The sequence below is a fragment of the Streptomyces sp. NPDC031418 genome, assembly GCF_055581605.1.
Genome location: NZ_JBVIJC010000004.1, coordinates 308,251 through 325,251, shown reverse-complemented (window position 1 = coordinate 325,251; position 17,001 = coordinate 308,251). Strand labels below are relative to the sequence as shown.

14 protein-coding genes are annotated in these 17,001 nt (G+C 73.8%); 9 read left to right on the top strand and 5 right to left on the bottom strand.

Annotation, left to right across the window (positions count from 1 at the left end):
* The first annotated feature begins 111 nt into the window (after positions 1–111).
* The 5 genes from ACZ5CZ_RS07410 to ACZ5CZ_RS07390 are packed head-to-tail and all read left to right on the top strand — an operon-like array spanning position 112 to position 8,057.
* Positions 112–1,854, top strand: coding sequence for a S1 family peptidase (locus tag ACZ5CZ_RS07410; RefSeq protein ID WP_468940040.1), 1,743 nt, complete (start codon positions 112–114; stop codon positions 1,852–1,854).
* Positions 1,851–4,190, top strand: a complete 2,340-nt coding sequence (locus tag ACZ5CZ_RS07405) for a serine/threonine-protein kinase (RefSeq protein WP_468940037.1) — start codon at positions 1,851–1,853, stop codon at positions 4,188–4,190. The genes ACZ5CZ_RS07410 and ACZ5CZ_RS07405 overlap by 4 nt, the downstream gene beginning before the upstream one ends.
* A gap of 29 nt (positions 4,191–4,219) precedes the next feature.
* Complete coding sequence (locus ACZ5CZ_RS07400; RefSeq protein ID WP_468940035.1) at positions 4,220–5,731, top strand: vWA domain-containing protein; 1,512 nt, start codon at positions 4,220–4,222, stop codon at positions 5,729–5,731.
* Complete coding sequence (locus tag ACZ5CZ_RS07395) at positions 5,728–6,756, top strand: hypothetical protein (RefSeq protein WP_468940032.1); 1,029 nt, start codon at positions 5,728–5,730, stop codon at positions 6,754–6,756. Before ACZ5CZ_RS07400 ends, ACZ5CZ_RS07395 begins: the two co-directional genes overlap by 4 nt.
* A complete protein-coding gene (locus tag ACZ5CZ_RS07390) occupies positions 6,753–8,057 on the top strand; it encodes an extracellular solute-binding protein (protein ID WP_468940030.1) in 1,305 nt (434 codons plus the stop codon). The genes ACZ5CZ_RS07395 and ACZ5CZ_RS07390 overlap by 4 nt, the downstream gene beginning before the upstream one ends.
* A 15-nt stretch (positions 8,058–8,072) precedes the next feature.
* Here the strand turns inward: ACZ5CZ_RS07390 and ACZ5CZ_RS07385 are convergent, their stop codons facing one another.
* The 5 genes from ACZ5CZ_RS07385 to ACZ5CZ_RS07365 all read right to left on the bottom strand — a co-directional run bounded on the left by ACZ5CZ_RS07385 (position 8,073) and on the right by ACZ5CZ_RS07365 (position 12,991).
* Positions 8,073–9,179, bottom strand: a complete 1,107-nt coding sequence (locus tag ACZ5CZ_RS07385; protein ID WP_468940027.1) for an aliphatic sulfonate ABC transporter substrate-binding protein — start codon at positions 9,177–9,179, stop codon at positions 8,073–8,075.
* 301 nt (positions 9,180–9,480) lie between these two features.
* Positions 9,481–9,939: an RrF2 family transcriptional regulator gene (locus ACZ5CZ_RS07380; protein ID WP_385840777.1), complete on the bottom strand. Its 459-nt coding sequence runs from the start codon at positions 9,937–9,939 to the stop codon at positions 9,481–9,483.
* A gap of 69 nt (positions 9,940–10,008) precedes the next feature.
* Complete coding sequence (locus tag ACZ5CZ_RS07375) at positions 10,009–11,226, bottom strand: acyl-CoA dehydrogenase family protein (RefSeq protein ID WP_385840841.1); 1,218 nt, start codon at positions 11,224–11,226, stop codon at positions 10,009–10,011.
* 13 nt (positions 11,227–11,239) lie between these two features.
* Entirely contained in the window at positions 11,240–11,827 is a 588-nt protein-coding gene (locus tag ACZ5CZ_RS07370; RefSeq protein WP_385840778.1) for a winged helix-turn-helix domain-containing protein, read from the bottom strand.
* A 243-nt stretch (positions 11,828–12,070) separates the two neighbouring features.
* Complete coding sequence (locus ACZ5CZ_RS07365; RefSeq protein WP_385840780.1) at positions 12,071–12,991, bottom strand: amino acid ABC transporter permease; 921 nt, start codon at positions 12,989–12,991, stop codon at positions 12,071–12,073.
* Between the two features lie 656 nt (positions 12,992–13,647).
* Between ACZ5CZ_RS07365 and ACZ5CZ_RS07360 the strand changes: the two genes are divergently transcribed.
* The 4 genes from ACZ5CZ_RS07360 to dmpI are packed head-to-tail and all read left to right on the top strand — an operon-like array spanning position 13,648 to position 16,932.
* Positions 13,648–14,775, top strand: coding sequence for an LLM class flavin-dependent oxidoreductase (locus tag ACZ5CZ_RS07360; protein WP_468940023.1), 1,128 nt, complete (start codon positions 13,648–13,650; stop codon positions 14,773–14,775).
* Positions 14,772–15,731, top strand: a complete 960-nt coding sequence (locus tag ACZ5CZ_RS07355; protein WP_385840782.1) for an ABC transporter substrate-binding protein — start codon at positions 14,772–14,774, stop codon at positions 15,729–15,731. Before ACZ5CZ_RS07360 ends, ACZ5CZ_RS07355 begins: the two co-directional genes overlap by 4 nt.
* A 58-nt stretch (positions 15,732–15,789) precedes the next feature.
* Positions 15,790–16,656 (top strand): LysR family transcriptional regulator, encoded by an 867-nt coding sequence (locus ACZ5CZ_RS07350; RefSeq protein WP_468940020.1) that lies wholly within the window; start codon positions 15,790–15,792, stop codon positions 16,654–16,656.
* A gap of 54 nt (positions 16,657–16,710) precedes the next feature.
* A complete protein-coding gene (dmpI, locus tag ACZ5CZ_RS07345) occupies positions 16,711–16,932 on the top strand; it encodes a 4-oxalocrotonate tautomerase DmpI (RefSeq protein ID WP_385840842.1) in 222 nt (73 codons plus the stop codon).
* Positions 16,933–17,001: the final 69 nt, after the last annotated feature.

The window sequence follows — 17,001 nt, the reverse complement described above, 5'->3', positions numbered from 1 at the left end:
GGGGGCCGCAGCCGTCCCGTCCCGCACCCGCTCGCCCAGGCCCCCGGCCATCCGCCACGACCCCGTGCACACCAGTAGTACCGGACGGGCACTCGGAGTAGCCTCGGAAAAATGACGCGCACGGGGGAGCGAGCCGTCAACGGTCGGTTACGCACACCGACCTGGATCACCCGCGTCGAGGCGCCCGACGGACGGGTCCTCGGCGCCGGCGTGCTGCTCGCCGCCGACCGGGTGCTCACCGCCGCCCATGTGGTCCAGCCCGGCCGCCTCTACACCGTCCGGCTCGTCGGCGTCCCCGGCCTCTCCGCCGTACCCGCCACGGTCCGCCCGGACGAGTACGTGCCGCAGAGCGAGGACGCCTTCGGCGACCGCAGCGGTGACCTCGCCCTGCTGCGCCTGACCAGGCCGCTGCCCGCCGGGCACGCCACCCGGCTGTACCGGCTCGCCGCACCGCACGGACCCGTGAGCATGTACGGCTTCCCGGACGGCGACGAGGGCGGCCGCTGGCACGGCGCCACCCTGGTCGCCGCCCGCGGCCGGGACAGCCAGGTGCAGCTGCGCCCGCTCACCCCCGGGGAATTAGCCGCCGACGGCTTCAGCGGCGGCGGTGTCGTCGACCATGCCACCGACCGGGTCATCGGCATCGTCCTCAGCGTGGACGACGGGCCGGCCCCCTCCGCCTTCAGCTACATGAGCCCCACCGAGACCATCCTCAGCCATCTGCCGCAGGTCGCCGCCTGGACCGACGGCGCCGAGGCCGTCGACCCGCGGCTGCGCAGCGGCGCCCGGGACACCGCCGGGCGGCTCGACCTGCCCTTCGCCACCGAACTCGCCTCCTGGTACCGCGGCGAGGGCTGGCCGGTGCTGGTCACCGTCGTCCCCGTCGGCGGCGACCGCGCCTTCACCCTCGAACGGGCCGTCACCCTCGCCGACCGCGAACTGCGCACCCGGCACCACACCAGCGCCGTCAGCCAGGACCCGCCCGAGACCGTGCCTCCGGCCGGCGCGCACGACCTGGCCCTGGACGTCGAGGAGTCGACGGCCGCCGAGGTGATGGACCGGATCGCCGAACGCCTCGGCATCCGGGACGACCCCCGGCCCGAACGGCTGGGCACCCTGCGCGTCCCGCTCGCCGCCGTCCTGGTCGGCATCGACCGCTGCGCCGAACCCGCCGCCCTGCTCGGCCTGCTGGACCGGCTCGCCCGGCACGGCGCCCGGCTGCTGCTGGTGTTCCGCGCCCCCGAGGGCCCCGCCGCCGAGGCCGCCGAGTCCCTCGTCACCCGGCCGCTGCACGACCGCTGGGCCCGGCTGCTCGCCGAACTCGACCATGTCGTCGACGTGTTGGGCCCGTCCTTGGACGCGCACCGCGACCGCGTCCTGCCCGCCCCCGGCACCCGGCACCTCTTCGACCAGGCCGAGGCGGCGGTACGGCGCTCCGGGATGCTGCGCGCCTGGGTCGCCCACGCCCCCGCCCACGAGCGCGAACCCGGCCGTGCCGACCTGCTGTTCACCTTCGAGGACGCCGCCGAACGCCGCCGGCAGCGGCTGGAACAGGCCCTCGCGGCACTCGACACCCGGCTGCGCCGCCGCGGGGACCTCCAGGGCCGGGTCGGCGCCGCCTGGCCGCTGTGCCGGCAGCGCGCCGCGGACGGCGACCGCCTGCTGGCCGCCTACCAGCTCTACGAACAGGCCCTGACCGTGCTGCGGCAGACCCCCTGCGACCTCGAACAGGCGGAGACGGCGGTCGACCGCTTCCTCTCCTTCTGCTCCGGGCCCGCGGCCCCCGCCGAACGCACCGCCTCAGCAGGTTCCGGCGATCCCGCCGGCGCGCCCCGAGAGGAGGGCGGATCGTGACCTCGTGTGTCCGGCCCGGTTGCGCGGGACGCATCATGGGCACCGGTTTCTGCGACACCTGCGGACACCGGCACATCGAACCGCGCAGCGAACCGACGGTCCCGCCCCGGGCCGCGGCCCCGCCGGCCGCCTCCGCCGAGGAGCCGGCCGGCCCGCCCGCCGTGCACGCCGTCGCCGGCGTCGGCGACCTCGACCAGCACGGACTGGTCGTCCTGCCGGAGGTCCCGGCCCCCGACGACGTCCTCGTCACCGACCCCCGCCCGCCCACCGGCGGCCGCCGCTGCGGCGCGAACGGCTGCACCATGACCATCGGCGTCGGCTACGGCGGCCAGCCCGCCCGCCCCACCGGCCGCTGCCCCCGCTGCGGCACCCCCTACTCCTTCCTCCCGCAACTGCACCCGGGCGACATCGTCGCCGGCCACTACCGGGTGCTCGGCTGCCTCGCCCACGGCGGCCTCGGCTGGATCCACCTCGCCGAGGACACCCGCGCCGAGGGCCACCAGGTCGTCCTCAAGAGTCAGATCAACGTCCACGACGCACTCGCCCGGCGCACCGCGGTGGAGGAACGCCGCTCCCTGACCGAGCTGCACCACCCCGACATCGTCCGCATCATCACCTACGCCGAACACCGCGCCCCCGGCGGCCCGACCACCGGCTACCTGGTCATGGACTACATCCGCGGCCGCTCCCTCCAGCAGCTCTTCGACGCCCCCGACGCCGAGCGGATCTTCCACGGCCGCCCCCGTCTCGACCACGTCCTCACCTACGGCTGCAAGATCCTCGGCGCCCTCCAGTACATGCACGAACGCGGCCTGCTCTACTGCGACATGAAGCCCGCCAACGTCATCCACTTCGGGCGGGCCGTCAAGGTCATCGACCTCGGCGCGGTCCGCGCGATCGGCGACCGCAGCTCGGCGTATGTGTACACGGCCACCTTCGCCCCGCCGGAGGAGGAGATCGACCGCCGCGGCTGGCGCGTGGACAGCGACCTCTACGCCGTCGGCATGACCCTCCAGGCCCTGGCCCGGGACATCGAACCGGCCCGCGGTCTCGCCTCCGACTCCTTCCGCCGCCTCGTCGACCGCGCCACCCACGCCGAACCCCGCGCCCGGTTCCGCTCGGCCGCCGAGATGTCCCGGCAACTCTGGGAGGTGCTGCGGGAGTTCCGTTCGCTCCAGTTCGGCGAGCAGCTGCCGGAGAGCTCCACCCGGTTCCGGGCCATCGGCGCCAGCCTCGACGCCGGGCTCGGCGCGATCCCGGCGCTGGACCACTGGACCGGCCGCCCCGGCGAGCACCCGCTCGGCCTGGACATCTCGCCGCCCGCCGCGGCCGAGGTCGCCGGCGCCCTGCCGGAGCCGGTCCCGGACCCCGGCGACGGCGCCGCCCTGCTCCTCGACACCTTCCCGCCCGACGCGCCCGACCGGGTCGCCCGGCAGTGGCCCCGCGAGTCCCGGCTCGGCACCCCCGAGACGGCGCTGTGGCTGTGCCGCGCCTACCTCAGGCGGGGCGAGCAGGCCGCGGCCGAGACCTGGCTCGCCGAGGCCGAGACCCTGCTCGGCGAACGCGCCGCCGCCCACGACTGGCGCATCGCCTGGCACCACGGCGTCCTGCACCTCAGCAGGGGCGAGACCGGCGAGGCCGGCGCCCGCTTCGACGCCGTCTACGGCGCCCTGCCGGGGGAGTGCGCGCCGAAGCTCGCCCTCGGCTACTGCGCCGAACACGCGGCCCGCCCCGCGGCGGCGGCCCCGCCCGCAGGCCAGGAGGCCGGACGCGACGCGGCGGACCCCGCCGGCGGGCGGGCCCGGCGGCGGCCGGTGCGGGCCATGCGTTTCTACGAGGCCGTGTGGAAACGGGACTTCGCGCACACCGCCGCCGCGTTCGGCCTGGCCCGCGCCCATCTGGCCGGCGGCGACCGGGACGCCGCCGTCCGCGTGCTCGACGAGGTCCCGGCCACCTCCCGGCACCACGACGCCGCCCGCATCGCCGCCGTCCGCGTCCGCGCCGGCATCCTGCACGGCACCCCGCCCACCCCGGCCGACCTGCAGGACGCCGCCCGGCGCCTGCCCGAGCTGCGGCTGGACGGCGGTGCCGCCGACGGCGAGTCCCGGGCCCGGCTGGTCGCCGAGGTCCGGGAGAACGCCCTGTACGGCCGGCCCGAGCAGGGCTGGGGACCGGAGTTCCCGGCCGGACCGCTCCTCGGGCCCGGCGACGAGGACAGCCTGCGCACCCTGCTGGAGCACTCCTTCCGGCAGCTCGCCGCGCAGGCCCGTACCGCCGGCGAACACGGCCGGCTGCTCGACCTGGCCCACGCGGTCCGGCCGATGAGCACCTTCTGACCACACCCGTGACCACGTGGGGGGACGCAGTGACGACCGGGGCCCAGGACATCGAGGTGACGCTGGAGGTCGGCCAGCACAAGGAGCTGCCCGTCGGCCCGGTCGAGCCCGGGCAGCCGCCCGACCGGGAGATGCACGCCATCCTGGAGATCGGCGTCCACGGGCACGGCGGACCGGGCCTGGCCGCCGGGCCCGCCCACGGGGCCGGGGCGGCGCTCGCCGAGGTGCTGATCGTCGACACCTCGCGCTCGATGCTCGACCCGGCCGACAAGCTGCACGCGGCCAAGGACGCCACCGTCGCGGCGGTCCGCAAGCTGCCCGAGGGGGCCGCCTTCGCCGTTCTCTCCGGCCGGTTCGACGCCACCGTGGTGCACCCCGGCCCGGACCGCGCGGTGATGGCGGTCGCCGGGCCGGCCGAACGCACCGCCGCCGAACGGGCCGTACGGATCCTGGACGCGGACGGCGGCACCGCCATCGGCACCTGGCTCGACCTCGCCCGCCGGCTGCTCAAGGACCAGCCCGCGCCGATCAAACACGTCCTGCTGCTCACCGACGGACGCAACGAGCACGACGAGCAGTCCGCCCTGCCGCTGGACACCGTCCTCGACGCCTGCGAGGGCCGGTTCGTCTGCGACGCCTGGGGACTCGGCGACGACTGGGACGCCGACCTGCTGCTGCGCATCACCCGGCGGCTGCACGGCCGCGCCCACGCCGTCCGCCACGAGTCCGAACTGACAGCGGCGTACGAGGAGTTGATGACCGGGCTGCTGGGCACGGCGGTACCCGAACTGCGCATCCGGCTCACCCCCACCCCCGGCACGGTCGTCCGCCGGGTCACCCAGGTGGTGCCGAGCGAGCAGGAACTCCTGGCCGCCCCCACCGGATCCGGGCAGCGCGGCGCCGAGTACGTCACCCGGGCCTGGGGCGACGAGGTCCGGCACTTCCAGGTGGTGCTGGCCGCGGACCCCTCCGGCCGGGAGACCGAGGAGGACCTCCAGCTCGCCGCCGTGGAGGTCGTCGTACCCGAGTTCGGCCGCCCGGTACGGCTGCCCGCACCGAAGCCGATCCTGGTGCGCTGGACCGGCTATCCGCGCGACGCCTCGCGCCGGCATCCCGGGGTGCACCGGCTGGAGCTGTACCAGCAGGCGAGCGCCGCCGTGGCCCGCGCCTACCGGGCCTGGCTGCGCGGACCGCACGGCCGGGCCGCGGCCGACCGCGACCTCGCCCGGGCGCTGGGGCTGGCCGCCGACCTCGGTGACACCCAACTCCTGGCCGCGCTGCGGCAGATCGAGGACGGACCGGGCACCGGCCGCGTCCGCGCCGGCCTCAAGGACGTCGACTGGCAGCACCTGATCCTCTCCAGCGCGATGACGACCCCGCCCCCGCCCGCCGCCTCCCCGGCCCCGTCCGCCGCCCCCGCGCCGCCGGCCGCCCCGGCCGACGCCCTCGTCGAGTGCCCGGACTGCCACTGGCTGGGCCCGGCCGACTCGGTCTACTGCGGCGGCGACTGCGGACGCCTGCTGAGGGAGCCGCCCGCATGAACACCCTGGCCACCCCACCGATGAACACACCGGTCAGCACCCCGGGAGCCGCCGTCACGCCGTCCCGCCGCGCCCTCGCCCGTCTGCTGGGCCTCGGCGCGGGCGCGGGTACGCAGGGCGGCAGCACCACCGCCCACGACCTCGCCGTACGCCACCGCCTGCTGCTCGCGCTGTCGGCCCTGCTCACCCTGTCGCTGTTCCTGTCCTACGAGGGGGTGCACGGGGACGCCAACCCGTTGCGCACCTCCAGCGCGCCGGCCGTGCTGTCCCTCGACACCGCGGTGTACGCCCTCGGCCGGGCCCAGCAGGACGCGACCGCGGCCGCGCCGACCAGCGACTTCCAGAAGCAGATCGCGGTCGCCCTGCAAAGCCTGTCGGCGGCCGCCGCCGACGACGCCGGCGGCACCGCGGACCGCCAGTCGCTCCAGACGGTCACCGGACTTATCACCGTCTACGCCGTCAAGGTCCAGCAGGCACAGCTGCGCTCCGACGACACCCTGCTGCGCGAGGCCTACCTCGCCTACGCGACCAGCATCCTCAAGGACCACGGGACCGGGATACTGTCCCGTCTGACGGCCCTCCAGGACCGGCAGCGCGCCACCGTGCACCGCCAGACCTCCTTCGGCCCGCTGCTCCGGCTCGGCTGGTGCGCGACCCTGCTGCTCGCCCTGGCGCTCGCCGCCGCACTGGTGGAGACCCAGCTCTTCCTGCGCCGCCGCTTCCGGCGCCGCTGGAACCGGGGGCTGCTCGCGGCCGGCACCCTGCTGCTGGGCGGACTGGCCACCCTGCTGCTGTTCACGGTGTGGACCCACGCCGGAATGGCGGACACCCGGGCCCTGCTCGACCGGCCGCTGACCGGGCCGGCCATCACCGACGCGGGGCGGCGGACCGCCTCGTACCTCATGGACACCGGTTTCCGCGCCGCGGCCGCGGTGTGGATCCTGACAGGAGGCGCTCTGCTCATGGCACTGGCCGAGACGGGCCTCAGGCGGCACATCGACGAGTACCGGTTCAGGCCCCGGTGAGCGCGCACCGGAACGGCCCCGCACCGGCCGGCGGCGCACCCCGGCGCCGGCTCGGCCGCGCCCTCGTCGCCGTGGCGAGCTGTCTGGTCGTGCTCGCGGCCGGCCTCGTGCTGGGCGCCCGCGCCCTGGGGCAGCAGCCGACCGTCACCCTGCTCGCCAACTGGACCGGCAGCGACGCGGGGAACTTCCGCGACGCGGTCATCGCGCCCTTCGAGCGGACCTACCACATCCATGTCGACTACCAGGGCAGCTCCGCCGAGAGCCAGGTGCTCGGCGCCGACGTGGAGTCCGGCACACCGCCCGACGTGGTGGTGCTGACCGGCCCCGGCGAACTCGCCTCCTACGCCCGGCAGAAGCAGCTCCACCCGCTCGAAGGCCTCATCCCCGAGGAGGACTTCGGCACCTCCTGGACCACACCGCAGGCCGGGCACGTGTACTGGTTCCCGCTCAAGGCCGATCTGAAGAGCATCGTCTGGTACCCGGCCGGCACCGACGAGCACCGGCGCCGCCAGGCCGCGCGGCAGCCCGCCCAGTGGTGCGTCGGCCTGGGCTCCGGCGCCACCAGCGGCTGGCCCGGCACGGACTGGATCGAGGACATCCTGCTCCAGCAGTACGGCCCGGGCGTCTACCAGCGGTGGGCGCGCGGCGAGCTGCCCTGGCAGTCGAAGCCGGTACGCCGGGCCTGGACGACCTGGGGCGCACTGGTCGGCGCGGGTGGCGACAAGGCCCTGGTCCGCCGGGCCCTCGGCACGCCGTACGACCGGGCGTCCAGGCCGGTCGCCGACACCCCCCGGGGCTGCCTGCTGGAGCACCAGGCGTCGTTCGTCCGCAACCGGCAGCCCTGGACCGGGGCCGACGGCCGCTACGAGCCCTCGGCCCGCTTCCTCCCGGGGGCCACCGCGACGGATGCCTGGGAGGTCTCCGGCGACCTGGTCGCCCTGCTGCACGCCACCCCGCAGGCGCGGCAGCTGATCCGCTACCTCGCCTCGGCCGACGCCCAACGCGCCTGGAGCGCCAAGGAGTCCGGGTTCTCCGCCGACGTGCGGGCCCAGCCCGCCCCGGGCGCCGCCGGCCCGGCCTGGCACCGCTCACTCGCCGAGACCCTCCTCGACCATCAGGCGGTGCACTGCTTCGACGCCTCCGACGCGATGCCGCCGGCGGTACGCGACGCCTTCGCCGAGGCGACCATCGAGTTCCTGGCCCACCCCGACCGCCTGCCCGCCCTGCTCCGCTCCTTGGACACCCTGTCCCACACCCCGGACCTGACCTGGCTCCCGTCGGTCTGCGACGGGGTGCCCTGAGCGGAGGCGGTACCGTCATCCGACGCCGAGACCGGCGTCGTCGACCTCCTTCTTGCCCTCGGCCTTGAGGACCTGGTTCAGCGGACGGAGGTCGTAGATGCCCTTCAGGTCGGGCTTGTCCAGCAGACCGGCCTTCACCGCGTGCTGCGCCTCGGTGCTGAGGGTGGCGGCCAGCGGGTCGTCGAGGAAGGTGACGGACTTCCAGGCCGGGTCGATGACCTTGGCCGGCAGCGCCTTGCCCGACAGCTCCTTCAGCGCCGCGTTGGCGGACGCCTTGGCCTTCTCCGGGTTGGCGTTGATCCACTCGTTGGTCTTCACCGAGCCGCGCAGCACGGCCTGGACGACGTCCGGGTGCTCCTTCAGGAAGCTCTGGCGTACGACGATGTTCGTGATCACGAACTTCTTGTCCGGCCACAGCGACGCCTCGTCCAGCAGCACCTTGCCGCCCTCGGCGACCAGCTTGGACGCGGTCGGCTCCGGCACCCAGGCGCCGTCGATGGAGCCGGACTTGTAGGCGTCCGGGGTGATCTTGTTGTCGGTGCGGACGACGGAGACGTCGCCCTGGCCGCTCTGCGCGTCGACCTTCCAGCCCTGGTCGGAGATCCAGTTGAGGAACGCCACGTCCTGGGTGTTGCCGAGCTGCGGGGTGGCGATCTTCTTGCCCTTGACGTCCTTCAGGGACGTGATCTTCTTCGGGTTGACGACGAGCTTGACGCCGCCGGAGGCGGAACCGCCGATGATGCGCAGGTTCTTGCCGGCCGACTTGGTGTAGCCGTTGATCGCCGGGGAGGGGCCGATCCAGCCGATGTCGATGGAGCCGGCGTTCAGCGCCTCGATCTCGGAGGGGCCCGCGTTGAAGGTGGACGTCTTGATGGTGGTGCCGCCGAGTTCCTTCTGGAACAGGCCCTCCTGGACGCCCACGAGGGCGGTGGCGTGCGTGAGGTTGGGGAAGTAGCCGATCTTCACCTCGTCGGCGGAGAGCTTCTTGGCGCCCGCCGGGACCGCGGTCTTCTTCCCGTCGTCGGTGGAGTGGGATCCGTACCCGCAGGCGGTGAGCAGGAGGGGGAGAGCGGCGACGGCGGCGAGGGTGCGCAGGGTGGCGTGCGGTCTTGCGGCAGACACGGAGGTGTCCTCTCAGGAAAGGAAGGGCGGTCGAAGAGGTGTGCAACGGCGTGCTGAGGTCTCAGACCGGCCGACAGAGGGACGTCGACGTACGGCCGAAGTCGATATGACGACGCGAGGTCAGCACGGGCAGCACCCGGTCAGCGCAGCTCAGCGCTCCCATGGCCACCCCCACTTCCCTAGCTTTCCTACCTGGCTGGTGGGGATCGTGGCAGAAGCCGGCGCCCATCCCAAGAGGGGGTTCGCATGCTGGACGACCTCATCTCACTTTTCGGGACGAGGCCGGGAATGGCTCAGTGTGTCAGGGGTTTCCCCACGCCCCCGGGGCATCGGTCAGCGCGGACACCTCGGTGGGCAGCCGGGCGGAGGCGACATCGGCCAGGGACACACCGTCGAGGATCTCGCGCACATTGGACCGCAGCGCGATCCACAGCAGGAGCAGCGACTCGGCGGGACCGCTGTAGGACAGCTCCGGAGGGCGGACCCCCCGCACCGAGACCAGCGGTCCGTCCACGACCCGGATGACATCGGCGATGCTGATCGACTCGGCGGGCCTGGCCAGCCGGTAGCCGCCGTTGCCACCGCGCTGGCTGATGACGAGGCCGCCCCGGCGCATGTCGTTCAGGATGCTCTCGAGGAACTTGTGCGGGATGTCCTGGGCGTCGGCGATGGCCTCGGCCTTCATCGGACCGTCGTCCCGCGACGCGGCGAGCTGGAGCGCGGCACGTACCGCGTAGTCCGCTCTGGCTGAGATCCGCATGTGTCCATTATTCCGTACGGCTCCGGCCGTCACCGCAGGCCGGGGCCGGACGCAGGTGACGTGCCGCGATCAGATGGGCAGGGCGAACGGAGGGTGTCCGCCGTTGAGGAAATAGTCACCGACCTCGCGGATCCGGTGGGCGACGGGTTCGTACAGGGTGTGGGTCCGGGCATTGCGCCAGAAGCGGTCGAAGCCCAGCCCCGAGGAGGCGGAGCGGACGCCGACGATGTCGAGGGCGCGGGAGGTGGACTCCTGCGCGGCCCGGGAGGCGGCGGCCTCGGCCAGCGCCACCAGGACCGAGATCTCCGCGGACTCGTCGTAGGTCAGGTCCGCACCGCGCCCCAGCCCGCTGTGCACGGCGTCCAGCGCCTGGTCGGCGAGGGCGGACGCGGACCGGGTGAGGACGGTGAGTTCGCCGTAGACGGCCAGTGCGTGCGGGTCCTGGGCCCAGCCGGCCGGCCAGGGCGAGCGGCCCGCCCGGCTGTACTCCCGGGCCTCGGCGAGCACGCCCTCGGCCATGCCCACACGGAGCTGGACGGAGAGCAGGCGCGCGACCGGGGACGCCAGGGCGGCCAGCGGCGACAGGACGTCCTCGTCCGCGGACAGGGAACCGAGGATGTCGTCGGCGGCGACCGGTACGGCGTCGAACTCGGCACTCCCGCCGGCCGCGAGCCGCTGGCCGAAGGCGTCGGGGTCGGCGTCGATCCGCACGCCGGGCCGGGCGGGATCGACGACGACGGCGAGCGGCTCGCCGGTGTCGGCCCGCACGGCCCGCACGGCGAGACGGTCGGCGACCAGTACCCCGGTGGCGTAGCTCTGCCGGCCGTCGAGCACCTGGCCGCCACCCTTCCTGGACAGCGTCAGGGGGGCTTCCTGACGGGCGAGGCCGCCGCCCCAGCACCACTGCTCCGCCGCGGACTGCCGCTCGACCCGGTCGGCGAGGTCGGCCTGTGCGAAGAACGGCGCGCACCACGACAGGAAGTAGTGACAGCCGAGCAGTTGACCGATCGCGCCGTCGGCCGCGGCGATCTCGCGGACCACGGCGTAGGCGGTGGGCCAGTCCGCGCCGCCGCCCGCGTGTTCGGCCGGGGCGAGGAGTGTCAGCAGTCCGGCCTCGCGCAGGCGGGAGACCTCGTCGAACGGGGTCTTGCCCGCCTGCTCCCGGACCACCGCGTCCGTGGCCAGGTCGTCCGCGGTCTCGCGGGCCACGCGCAGCCAGTGCGCACGGCCGGGCCCGGTCCGCCCGGACTCCGCGTCGGGTGCGCACGGCGCGGTGGCAACGCCCATGGTCATGGTCTCCTCACGGTCGAAGGCAGGGCGCGGTGTCGGCGCTCGCCTGCCGGTCGGGCACGTACTTGTAGCCCACGCGTCGTACGGTCACGATCCGGTGCCGGTGAGCGGCGCCCAGCTTGCGGCGCAGGCGCGCGATGTGGACGTCCACCGTGCGGCCGTCGCCGATGTGGTCGTAGCCCCAGATGCCGGCCATCAACTGCTCGCGGGTGTGCACCTGGTGGGGCTGCCGGACGAGATGGGACAGCAACCCGAACTCCAGGTAGGTCAGGTCGAGTTCGCGGCCGTCCACCTCCGCGGCACGGCGCGCCGGATCGATGCGGACGACACCGTCTCCGGCCGGTGGCGCGGGAGGCGGCTCCGGGTAGGCGACCGGCCGGATCTCCGGCGGGGTGACGCCCTTGGCGAAGAGCCGGGCGGGATCGGTGCCCTCGGGCACCAGTACGAGGTAGCCGACGAGGCGAGGGGAACCGTTCGCCTCGCCATCGTCCTGCGGGGAGCTGCCGCCCTGCGGGAAGTCGCCGACGAGGCGGAGGCGGCGGGTGTCGGGGAGCTGAACGGCCGAGGGGCCGGAAGGGTGGGGCAGTGCCGTGGTCATGCGGTCGTCCTTCGAACGTTGCGTCAGGAGAAGGAACCGTGTGGCACGCGGGGTGTCGGGCGCGTGCGCTACGCGCGACAGCAGGCGGCGCTGACGACGTGACCAAAGTCGACATGCCGACGACGAACGAGTCGTTGCTGCGTGTGGGACATGCGCACCATCCTGCGCACCTTCCGGGGAGGCCGTCAATGATTCCCCAGTAATTCGATAGGGAATGTAGGAAAGATTACGCCGCGGGGCCGTTCAGCGGGCGGATCCGCGGGCGTAGTACCGCTCCACGTAGTACTGGCCCGCGCTCAGCACGGACGTCACGGCGATGTACCAGAGGGTGGCGACCAGCAGCAGCGGGATGACCTGGTACGTCTGGTTGTAGACCAACTGCACCGAGTACAGCAGGTCGTGCACGGCCAGCACGCTGACGATGCTGGTGCCCTTCAAGGTGCCGATCAGCATGTTTCCGGCGGTCGGGACGATGGAGCGCATCGCCTGCGGGACGACGATCCGGCGCAGGGTGCGCAGCCGGCCGATGCCGAGGGCCTGGGCCGCCTCCGTCTGGCCGGCGTCCACCGAGAGGATGCCGCCGCGTACCGCCTCGGCGGCGTAGGCGGCCTCGTGCAGGGTCAGCCCGATGACGGCGGTGAGGGTGGGGCCGAGCAGGTTGACCGTCTTGACGGTGACGAACTGGGGCCCGAACGGGATGCCGAGGCCGAGCGTCGGGTACAGGGCCCCGATGTTGAACCAGAACAGCAGCTGCACCAGCAGCGGGGTGGACCGGAAGATCCACACATAGCCCCAGCTCAGCGCGCGCAGCACGGGGTTGGCGGACAGCCGCATCACGGCCAGGAAGGTGCCGAGCAGGAAGCCGAGCACCGTGACCACGCCGGTCAGCCAGAGCGTGAGCAGCAGCCCGTCGAGGACGGCGCCGGTGGTGAAGTACTGGCCGACCACGTCCCACTGGAAGGCGCGGTTGCGGACCACGGAGCCGACCACCATGGCGAACACCAGCAGCGCGGCGCCGCCGGTCAGCAGTCGGCCGAGGTGCCGGCGCGGCACGATGCGCGGCAGGTCCTCGGGGGCGCCGGGGCCGGGGGTCTGCGGGCTTTCTACGGGCGGGACGGACGCCGGGAGGCGGGAGGAGTCGGTGATGTCGGACGGCGAAACCATCAGGGGTTCTCCAGGGGGAGGGACGTGCGGGCACGGGTGACCACCCGGCGGCACACACGGTCAGGAAATCCGCGCGGACAGGGCGCGGGGGCAGGGGCGGTCGGCCCGGTTCCGGCGTCATCACGCTCGCCGCGTCCCTCAACGCGGCCGGTACCGGCTGCCGCGCGCGGCCAAGCCGGTCCGGCCCCGATCGTAGGGTCCCGCCGTGCGGATGTGTCAACCACACGGAGGCCGCTCAACTCCGGTCCACCAGGCGGGACATGGTTGACGGAACGCCAGATGTACTGCTCAATTAATCGCATGGATGCCGATCAACGTCTGGTCACCCGTGACCACATCGACTTCGGTCGGGTGTGGTCCGCAGCGTGTTGCGCCTGATGCGGCAGCGGGCCGTCTGACCGGCCCTTCCCTCCCTCGGTCACCCCGTCGCGGGCCGAGTCCTCCTGCGCGTGGCACCGTCGCCCGGACGCGTCGACACCTCTGCCGCCACCCCCGCCCGCCCCGGCGTCATCACATCACGTCACCCCCGTATCCCAGCGCTCCGCGCCGCGCCGGCACACCCGGCCGCCGAGAGGGCTGTCCCGCCGTACCCGCGTGCCGGCCGGAACACGGCACCCCAGCACGTTCGCCAAGGACCTGAGGAAAGGCCATCTTCCATGCCCGTGGAGTTCCTCGGCATCGCCGCCACCAACGACGGCTCCGAGACCACCCCGCGCTCCGGCGCCGCCTTCGACAAGGAGTACACGCTCCGGCTCGCCCGTGCGCACGAGGAGCACGGCTGGGACCGGGTGCTGTTCGCCTACGGTTCCGGATCGCCGGACCCGGCGCCGGCCGCCGCGTACATCGCGAGCCGGCTGGACCGGCTCCAGATCCTGCTCGCCCACCGCCCGAACGTCTCGTACCCGACCTTCGCCGCCAAGACCTTCGCCACCCTCGACCAGATCAGCGAGGGCCGGCTGACCGTGCACTTCATCACCGGCGGCAACGACCACGAGCAGGGCCGGGAGGGCGACACCCTCACCAAGGACGAGCGCTACGCCCGCACCCGCGAGTACATCCGGATCGTCAAGAAGATCTGGACCAGCCACGAGCCCTTCGACCACGAGGGCGAGCACTACCGCTTCCACGACTTCGTCAGCGACGTCTTCCCCGTGCAGCAGCCCCGCCCGAAGGTCTCGTTCGGCGGCTCGTCACCCGCCGCGTACGCCGCCGGGGGCGCCGAGGCGGACATCTACTGCCTGTGGGGCGAGCCGCTGGCGCGGACCGCCGAGCAGATCGAGCAGGTCAAGGCCGCCGCGCGGGCCGCGGGCCGCAGCGACGTGCCGCGCATCCAGGTGGCGTTCCGGCCGATCATCGCCCCGACCGAGGAACTGGCCTGGGAGAAGGCCCACCGCACGGTCGGTGCCATCCGGGAGCGGCACGGGGCGGGCCTGGGGCGGCGGCGCCCCGGCGGAACCCCGGAGAACACCGGCTCGCAGCGGCTGATCGCCATCGCCGAGGAGGGCGAGCGCTACGACCGGGCCCTGTGGACCGCCACCGCCGCCGCCACGGGTGGCGCGGGCAACTCCAACGCCCTGGTCGGCACCCCGGAAACGGTCGCCCAGGCCCTGCTGGACTACTACGACCTCGGCGTCGACATCCTCTCCGCCCGCGGTTACGACCTGCTGGACGACGCCATCGACTTCGGCCGGTACGTCATCCCGATCGTCCGCGAGGAGGTCGCCAAGCGCGACGCCGAGCGGACGGCCCAGGAGACGCGCACCCTCACGGCGGTGGCCGAATGACATCACTGGCTCGCGTCGTCGGAACCCGCCTGCGCACCGCGGCCGCCCTCGCCCTGCTGCCGCTCCTGACGCTGACCGCCTGCGGCAGCGGCTCCGGTGGCACGGGGGTGGTGGGCGCCCAGGCCGCTCCCGCGCCGACCGACGACCCGGTCGCCGCCGTGCACACGGTGGACTCCGTGGCCGCCCTGCTGCCGGCGAGCGTCCGCAAGGCGGGCACGCTGCGGGTCGGCAGCGCGGTCGGCTACCCGCCCGGGGCGTACTACCCGAACGGCCCGGACAAGGCCCCCGCCGGCCAGGACATCGACCTCGCCGACGCGGTCGCCAAGGTGCTCGGCGTCAGGCTGCTGCGCCAGGACGCCTCCTTCGAGACGATCCTGCCCGCGCTCGGCAGCGGCAAGTACGACGTCGGCACCGGCAACTTCGGCGTCACCACCGCACGCCTGAAGAGCGTCGACTTCGTCACCTACATCAACGACGGCCAGGGCTTCGCGGTGAAGAAGGGCAGCACCGCGCTCAGGAAGAAGGTCACCGACCTCACCCAGCTGTGCGGGCTGACCATCGGCACCGGGGCCGGCACCACCTTCGAGGCGACCCTCACCGCGCAGAAGGGCGTGTGCGCGAAGGCGGGCAAGAAGCCGTACGACGTGAAGGTCTACTCGGAGAACGCGGCGACCCTCACCGCACTCCAGCAGGGCCGCATCGACGTGATCATGTCGACCATCAACGGACTGCGCTACCAGGCGGCCCAGCCCGCCGCACAGACCACCTTCCTCGGCGAGTACCACCGACTCGACGTCGGCTTCGCCTTCCGAAAGGGCTCCCCGCTCACCAAGGCCTTCCAGGCCGCCGTCAACGAGCTGATCAAGGACGGCACCTACGCCCGGATCCTCGCCAAGTGGGGCACCTCCGCCTCCGCGATCGACACCTCGCGGATCAACCCGCCCGAGCACGCATGAGAGGTGAGCCGGGCTCGGGCCGTCCCGGCCGGCCCGGCGGCCCTCTACAGTCGGGCGCATGGAACTGCGCCAGCTCAGCTATTTCGTCGCCGTCGCCGAGGAGTTGCACTTCGGGCGGGCCGCCGAGAAGCTGCACATCGTGCAGTCGGCGGTCAGCCAGCAGATACAGCGGCTGGAGCGGGAGCTGGGTGCCGCGCTGTTCGACCGTTCGCCGCGCCGGGTGCGGCTGACGGCCGCGGGGGAGCGGCTGCTGCCCGAGGCGCGGACGGTGCTGGCGGCGGCGGAGAAGGCCCGGGCGGCCGTGGCGGCGCCGGCCGGGCTGCGGCTCGGTACCAGCACCGGGCTCGGCACCCATCTGGACCGGGTGCTCGGCGGGTTCGCCGAGCGGGCGCCGGACGTGGCCGTGGACCTGTTCTCGCTGCCCGTCGCCGAACGGCTGGCCAGGGTCGCCGACGGCCGGCTGGACGCGGCGTTCGTCCGGGCCGCCGAACCCCCGCCCGGAGTGCGGGTGCTGCCGTTGTGGCCGGACCCGCTGGTGGCCGCCCTGCCCGCCGCGCACCCGCTGGCCGCACGGGCCGAGATCGACCTCGCCGACCTGGCCGAGCTGCCCCTCGCCCTGGTCCCGCGCCGCGTCAACCCGGCCCTGGTCGACCTGGTCGTCGGGGCCTGCCATGCGGCCGGGTTCGAGCCCGTACCGGGGCCGGCCAACCGCTCCCTCCAGGACACGCTGGCCACCATAGGGGCCCGGCCCCTGTGGACGGTCGTCTACGCCTCCCACGCGCGCGTGCTGCACACGCCCCGGGTGGCCTACGTCCCCTTCCGCGCCCCCGGACTGGCCCTGTCCACGGGCCTCGCGGTACCGGTGGCCGACCCCACCCCGCACCTGAAGAAACTGCTGCTGGCCTGCGGCGATCACGAAGGCTGATCGCTGCGGTCGCGGAGTGCTTCTTGGTCGGGGACGCGCGCCGCGGTGAACTTGGTGCACCGGAAGGGCAACGTCACTCAAGGGAGTTCGGTCATGCCGATCGTCACCATCCAGCAGGGTCCGCGCGATGTCGAGCTGAAGCGGGACCTGGTCCAGCGGGTCACGGACGCCTTCGTCGACGCGTACAAGATCCCCGCCGAGACCGTGCAGGTGTGGATCCACGAGGTGCCGGCGGAGAGCTGGGGCGCCGCCGGGAAGCTCACCGCCGACAAGTAGCCGGCAGGTGGAGAGGGGGGGGGGGGGGGGGGGGGGGGGGGGGGGGGGGGGGGCCCCCCCCCCCCCCCC

Coding starts and splice junctions, on each gene's coding strand:
- ACZ5CZ_RS07410 (WP_468940040.1), top strand. CDS start 112: ATGACGCGCACGGGGGAGCGAGCCGTCAACGGTCGGTTACGCACACCG.
- ACZ5CZ_RS07395 (WP_468940032.1), top strand. CDS start 5,728: ATGAACACCCTGGCCACCCCACCGATGAACACACCGGTCAGCACCCCG.
- ACZ5CZ_RS07380 (WP_385840777.1), bottom strand. CDS start 9,939: ATGCGGATCTCAGCCAGAGCGGACTACGCGGTACGTGCCGCGCTCCAG.
- ACZ5CZ_RS07375 (WP_385840841.1), bottom strand. CDS start 11,226: ATGGGCGTTGCCACCGCGCCGTGCGCACCCGACGCGGAGTCCGGGCGG.
- ACZ5CZ_RS07370 (WP_385840778.1), bottom strand. CDS start 11,827: ATGACCACGGCACTGCCCCACCCTTCCGGCCCCTCGGCCGTTCAGCTC.
- ACZ5CZ_RS07365 (WP_385840780.1), bottom strand. CDS start 12,991: ATGGTTTCGCCGTCCGACATCACCGACTCCTCCCGCCTCCCGGCGTCC.
- ACZ5CZ_RS07360 (WP_468940023.1), top strand. CDS start 13,648: ATGCCCGTGGAGTTCCTCGGCATCGCCGCCACCAACGACGGCTCCGAG.
- ACZ5CZ_RS07355 (WP_385840782.1), top strand. CDS start 14,772: ATGACATCACTGGCTCGCGTCGTCGGAACCCGCCTGCGCACCGCGGCC.
- ACZ5CZ_RS07350 (WP_468940020.1), top strand. CDS start 15,790: ATGGAACTGCGCCAGCTCAGCTATTTCGTCGCCGTCGCCGAGGAGTTG.